The sequence below is a fragment of the Vibrio brasiliensis LMG 20546 genome (assembly GCF_000189255.1).
Classification (GTDB): domain Bacteria; phylum Pseudomonadota; class Gammaproteobacteria; order Enterobacterales; family Vibrionaceae; genus Vibrio; species Vibrio brasiliensis.
This window is the reverse complement of sequence record NZ_AEVS01000080.1, coordinates 1-3,821: the sequence shown is the minus strand read 5'-3', so window position 1 is coordinate 3,821 and position 3,821 is coordinate 1. Positions and strand designations below refer to the sequence as shown.

Annotated in this window: 5 protein-coding genes; 2 read left to right on the top strand and 3 right to left on the bottom strand. The window is 45.6% G+C overall.

The annotated features are described in order from the left end of the window. Window positions 1-18: 18 nt before the first annotated feature. The 3 genes from infA to aat all read right to left on the bottom strand — a co-directional run bounded on the left by infA (window position 19) and on the right by aat (window position 1,735). Window positions 19-237, bottom strand: a complete 219-nt coding sequence (gene infA, locus RH46_RS15600; RefSeq protein WP_001040192.1) for a translation initiation factor IF-1 — start codon at window positions 235-237, stop codon at window positions 19-21. Window positions 238-317: 80 nt separating this feature from the next. Next, complete coding sequence (locus RH46_RS15595; protein WP_006880471.1) at window positions 318-1,016, bottom strand: arginyltransferase; 699 nt, start codon at window positions 1,014-1,016, stop codon at window positions 318-320. A gap of 8 nt (window positions 1,017-1,024) precedes the next feature. After that, on the bottom strand, window positions 1,025-1,735 hold the full coding sequence (gene aat, locus RH46_RS15590) for a leucyl/phenylalanyl-tRNA--protein transferase (RefSeq protein WP_006880470.1): 711 nt from the start codon (window positions 1,733-1,735) through the stop codon (window positions 1,025-1,027). A gap of 21 nt (window positions 1,736-1,756) precedes the next feature. On the opposite strand from aat, the gene RH46_RS15585 reads away from it, so the two are divergent. Next, window positions 1,757-2,212: a glycine zipper 2TM domain-containing protein gene (locus tag RH46_RS15585; RefSeq protein ID WP_006880469.1), complete on the top strand. Its 456-nt coding sequence runs from the start codon at window positions 1,757-1,759 to the stop codon at window positions 2,210-2,212. Window positions 2,213-2,368: 156 nt separating this feature from the next. Continuing rightward, the gene (aroA, locus tag RH46_RS15580; protein ID WP_006880468.1) at window positions 2,369-3,649 is read left to right on the top strand and encodes a 3-phosphoshikimate 1-carboxyvinyltransferase; all 1,281 of its coding nucleotides are present in this window, start codon (window positions 2,369-2,371) and stop codon (window positions 3,647-3,649) included. Window positions 3,650-3,821: the final 172 nt, after the last annotated feature.

Genomic DNA, 3,821 nt, shown 5'->3' with positions numbered 1-3,821 from the left:
GTATTCGATAATCGTAGATTAACGAGCACGGAAGACGATGCGACCTTTAGATAGATCGTATGGAGTCATCTCTACAGTTACTTTGTCACCAGTAAGAATACGGATGTAGTTCTTACGCATTTTACCAGAGATGTGAGCAGTAACTACGTGGCCGTTTTCTAGCTCAACACGGAACATTGTGTTTGGAAGAGTATCAAGGACAGTGCCTTGCATCTCAATTACGTCTTCTTTAGCCATTTAATCCTCTTTTCAAAATGGACGATTTCAACCGGCGCATAATGCCGATAAAAATGAATTATGTAAAGTTGGGGCGTATTCTACCCTTGCCAACGCTGATTTACTAGCCTTTGATGACGCTGAAAACGGACTTTGTAGTTCATCGCAGGACATTCATCGATCTGATAGCCCAAATAAAGCCACTGTTTACCCTGTTCGACACAGTACTGCGCCTGGAACAAAACAGCCAGCGTGCCCAGTGATAAGGGGTGGTCTGGGTCAAAAAAGGTGTAGAATGCACTGGCGCTATTAGACAGGATATCGGTGACAGCAACAGCGATAAGTTTCTGATCCTGATAGACATGAAGGAACTGGGTATTGAGCCAGTTACATTGAGAAAACTGGGCAAACTCTTTCTTTTGCGGTGGGTACATGGAGCCATTGATATGACGCGCTTCGATATATCGTGAATACAAATCGAACCAATCGTCATCCATCTTTTCTTTAAGTTGCCACTCGAACTGAGAAGCCTTTTTTAACAGCCGTTTTTGATTGCGAGATGGGGCGAAGTCCGGAATAGAAAGGCGTAGCGCCTGGCAAGACTGACAATTGTCGCAATGAGGTTTGTAAATAGTATCACCACTACGTCTGAATCCGTTGGCCAACAGTACCTCATAGCTAGAGCCACAATGCATAGCAGGATCAAGTGCGACTGCCACTCTCTCCTGACGATCAGTTAAGTAGCTGCATTGGTGTGAGTCTGTAAGTCCAATACGGATTTGCTGTAGATCAGAACTCATTTATCTCCTCATATATTACAAGTGAGCCACTGTTTGTCGAAACAGCCTTCAACGACTTGTTGACTCTTAAATGATAGCAGTCTTTGCATGAAATCTTCACGGTGTAGCTCTACAGCCCCTAATGAAGCGAGGTGGGGATTCATCACCTGACAGTCAATAAGTTCGCCGCCATGCCTTTGAAAGTGTTCGCAAAAATACCATAAGGCGATTTTAGATGCGTTGGCTTTTAAGCTAAACATCGACTCACCGCAAAATAGTTTACCGATAGAAAGCCCATAAAGTCCGCCGACCAGTTCATCGTCATGCCATACTTCAACTGAATGGCAGTGACCAGCTCGCGCTAACTGCTTATAAGCGGCACGCATATCTTCATTTAACCAGGTTTCATCTTCATGACGAGTAGAGGCACAAAAGTCGATCACTCTCTCTGTTGCGTGATCGATGCTGACCCTGTACTGCTGCTTACGTTGAAATTTTTTGAGACTTTTTGCTGGTTGGAATGTCTTAGGAGTAAAGACAGCCCTTGGCGAAGGGCTCCACCACAAAATAGGTTCGCCTGGCCCATACCATGGGAAAATACCGTTTTGGTAGGCCAGTAACAACCTGTCTGGGTGTAAGTCCCCACCAAAAGCGAGCAGACCGTTTGGGTCAGCAAGTGCTTCAAACGGCGAGGGAAACCAGAGTTCGTCGCTGTTAATTTCAGTCAGATATAGTGCCATGAATAAATAGAGGAAAAGAGAATGAAGAAATTGCTGTGGATCATATTGGTTTTTCCCCTGATTGCCAATGCAGCATACCAAAGAAATACCGCCCGACCGGTTAATGAAGTGGTATTCGGTGAGGTCGACACAGTGCGATATATCACCCAACAGGAAATCATTAAATCTCAAGGTTCCGGTTGGGAAACTCTGCTTGGTGCGGTTGTTGGTGGTGTTGTAGGTAATCAATTTGGTGGCGGTACAGGTAAGGAAGTTGCAACAGCTGTCGGGGCGGTGGCTGGCGCCGGAATCGCACGAAATAATGCTAATCAGGTGTATCGCTTGGAACATAAATTGGTTGAGATTCTAATCGAGACAGAAAAGGGCAAACTGATTGATGTGATTCAGGATATCGATAACACCATGTTATTCGAGAAAGGGGACAAGGTTCGTATACTCTATTTCGATGATGGCGTAAGGGTTGATAAAGAGTATTAATAACCTCAACAGGCGAGAAAATGGGGTGACATATTTATTGAGTTTATTTGTGACTTTGCTCTGGTTTTAGCCACACTTTTTAGATAGGCTGCAAGTACGAAGAATTTTTCATCATCTCGTTTAGGAAGGCGGGGTGAGCAAGGAATAACAATTTAAATGGAAAGCCTTACGTTACAACCTATCAATAAAGTCAATGGTGAGGTCAACTTACCGGGTTCAAAAAGTGTCTCAAACCGTGCATTACTTCTCGCAGCCCTTGCGAGTGGTACAACACGACTAACCAATTTGCTCGACAGTGACGATATTCGTCATATGCTGAATGCACTGAGCAAATTAGGTGTCTCTTACCGTTTATCTGATGACAAAACAGTGTGCGAAGTGGAAGGTTTAGGTAAGCCTTTTCAGGCAACGGATGCACTAGAGCTGTTTTTAGGCAACGCGGGTACAGCAATGCGTCCTCTGGCAGCAGCGTTGTGTCTGGGTCAGGGAGAGTACATCTTAACTGGTGAACCTCGCATGAAAGAGCGCCCAATCGGTCATTTGGTTGACGCACTGCGTCAGGCTGGTGCGAAGGTTGAGTACCTGGAAAACGATAACTACCCACCATTGAAAATCTTCGGTACGGGCCTTAAAGGTGGCACTGTAGAAATCGATGGTTCGATTTCAAGTCAATTTCTGACTGCTTTCTTGATGTCGGCGCCGCTTGCCCAAGATGACGTAACGATCAAAATCGTGGGTGAGCTGGTTTCAAAACCTTATATCGATATCACTTTGCACATCATGGCTCAGTTTGGTGTTGAAGTAGAAAACAACGATTACCAAGAGTTTGTGATTCGTCACGGACAATCTTATGTTGCCCCAGGTGATTTCTTAGTTGAAGGTGACGCTTCTTCAGCCTCTTACTTCCTTGCTGCCGCAGCGATTAAGGGTGGTGAAATTAAGGTTACTGGTATTGGCAAGAAGAGTATCCAGGGAGATATCCAGTTTGCGGATGCGCTTGAAAAAATGGGTGCAGAGATCGAGTGGGGTGACGATTACGTTATCTCCCGCGTAGGTGAGCTTAAAGCGGTCGACATGGACTTTAACCACATTCCCGATGCTGCAATGACAATCGCGACAACAGCCCTGTTTGCTCAAGGTACAACCGCGATTCGTAATGTATACAACTGGCGTGTGAAAGAGACTGACCGTTTAGCGGCGATGGCAACAGAGCTACGCAAAGTGGGTGCAGAAGTGGAAGAGGGTGAAGATTACCTGATCGTTACTCCACCGGCACAACTGACTCATGCTGCAATCGATACTTACGATGACCACCGTATGGCAATGTGTTTCTCTCTGGTCGCGTTAAGCGATACACCAGTGACGATTAACGATCCTAAGTGTACCTCAAAAACTTTCCCGGATTACTTTGAGAAGTTGGAAGGGTTGAGTTCTTAGAGGGAGCTGTGCTTAAGAGGCGAGATCGGGCTTCGCCCTGCGAGAGTTTAGAGCGGACTTCGTCCTTCGAGAGGAGCTTGTGGTGAGCGAGTCGAAAGTTGCAGGCAGCGCTGGCTAATATTTAAGTTTAATTGTCTGAATTTAAAAGAAAAGGGTTGACACTGTGTGTCAA

Coding starts and splice junctions, on each gene's coding strand:
- infA (WP_001040192.1), bottom strand. CDS start 237: ATGGCTAAAGAAGACGTAATTGAGATGCAAGGCACTGTCCTTGATACT.
- RH46_RS15595 (WP_006880471.1), bottom strand. CDS start 1,016: ATGAGTTCTGATCTACAGCAAATCCGTATTGGACTTACAGACTCACAC.
- aat (WP_006880470.1), bottom strand. CDS start 1,735: ATGGCACTATATCTGACTGAAATTAACAGCGACGAACTCTGGTTTCCC.
- RH46_RS15585 (WP_006880469.1), top strand. CDS start 1,757: ATGAAGAAATTGCTGTGGATCATATTGGTTTTTCCCCTGATTGCCAAT.
- aroA (WP_006880468.1), top strand. CDS start 2,369: ATGGAAAGCCTTACGTTACAACCTATCAATAAAGTCAATGGTGAGGTC.